The sequence below is a fragment of the Sporosarcina sp. E16_8 genome (assembly GCF_017347095.1).
In the GTDB taxonomy this organism is placed as follows: domain Bacteria; phylum Bacillota; class Bacilli; order Bacillales_A; family Planococcaceae; genus Sporosarcina.
The window spans coordinates 1-1,615 of the sequence record NZ_JADPRZ010000114.1 but is presented as its reverse complement, the minus strand read 5'-3'; the positions used below and the strand labels follow the sequence as shown (position 1 = coordinate 1,615).

The window sequence follows — 1,615 nt, the reverse complement described above, 5'->3', positions numbered from 1 at the left end:
TTGTCGTAGGGTACTCTCCTGTTATACTTTAAATAATAGATGGAGGTCGTGCGACATGAAGAACGAAATTACAATTAGATATACGCAGGAAATGAAGGACGCTGTCCTCGTTAGAATGATGCCCCCAAATAACGAATCTGTTAAAAGTATTAGTGATGACCTTGGGATCTCAGCGCAATCCCTATATAAATGGAGAAACAAAGCACGTATTGACGGAAATGCAACTCCTGGAAATGGACAGGCTTCTGAGCGCTGGAGTAGTGAAGATAAGTTCTTAGTTGTGCTGGAATCATACGCGATGAACCAAGCAGATCTAGCAGAATACTGCCGGAAAAAAGGTTTATATAAAGAACAAATCGATGCATGGCGTTCCGTCTGCCTAAGCGCAAATACTGGTGAAATTAATCAAACCAAACGACTTTCCCAAGAGTTGAAAGAAGAGAAGAAGCGTACCTCCGAGATTGAAAAAGATTTGCGCAAAAAAGAAAAGGCGTTGGCAGAAGCAGCAGCGCTACTACTATTAAGAAAAAAGGCCGGAGCGATCTGGGGGGATCTAGAGGACGAATGATTTCCCCGTCAGATCGCAAGCTCGCGGTGGAACTAATTCAGGAAGCTAATCACGACGGTGCCCGATTAGCACGCGCGTGTACAGAGCTGAATATTAGTGTACGTACGTATGAACGCTGGGTATCTCATGGTGACGTAAAGGAAGATCAACGTCCCTATGCACTACGTCCTGAACCAAAGAATAAGCTTACAAAACAAGAAAGGCAAGATGTATTGAATGTCGTCAAAAAAGAAGAGTTTGTTGACTTACCCCCTTCACAAATCGTACCGAAGCTGGCAGACCAATCCATCTACATCGCTTCTGAATCAACGATGTACCGTATCTTACGTGAAGAGCATATGCAGCAACATCGCGGACGAAGTAAAAGACCGGAAATGAAATTACCCGAAAGCTATTTAGCTACAGCCCCAAATCAAGTATGGACCTGGGATATTACGTGGTTGAAAGGGCCTGTTAAAGGTCTTTATTATAAGCTTTATTTAATCATCGATTTATTTAGTAGAAAGATTGTCGGATGGGAAGTTTGGGAAACAGAAGACGCTGCTCACGCTGAAGAATTAATAAAGAAAACCATTGTAAGTGAAAAAATACATGGGGCTCCGCTCGTCCTACACTCTGATAATGGCAGCCCGATGAAGGCAGCGACATTTCAAACGCTACTTGAAACATTGGGCATCCAAAGCTCTTATTCTAGACCACGGGTGAGTAACGACAACCCGTATTCAGAAGCAATATTCCGGACTCTGAAATATCGGCCAGAGTTCCCATTCAACGGATTCGAGTCAGCCGAAAAAGCTCGGGAATGGACCGCAAGGTTCGTTCATTGGCATACGCATGATCATCAGCATAGTGGGATAAATTTCGTTACTCCGGAACAACGTCACACAGGTGTACATATTGACGTACTAAAAAAACGTCATGAAGTATACAAGCTCGCAAAACAAAAACATCCAGAACGATGGGCAGGATCAACACGCAACTGGCGTCCACATGAATCAGTCGCGTTGAATCCGATGAAAGAGAAAATCCGAATTGAAAAGAGCGGTA

General features: G+C 43.6%; 2 protein-coding genes. Both read left to right on the top strand.

The window, feature by feature from the left end:
* Positions 1–55 precede the first annotated feature (55 nt).
* Positions 56–568, top strand: coding sequence for a transposase (locus I2484_RS20990; protein ID WP_207152990.1), 513 nt, complete (start codon positions 56–58; stop codon positions 566–568).
* Positions 565–1,615 (top strand): IS3 family transposase (locus tag I2484_RS20985; RefSeq protein WP_255551646.1); only part of this gene is annotated, 1,051 nt, incomplete at its 3' end. The genes I2484_RS20990 and I2484_RS20985, both read left to right, overlap by 4 nt.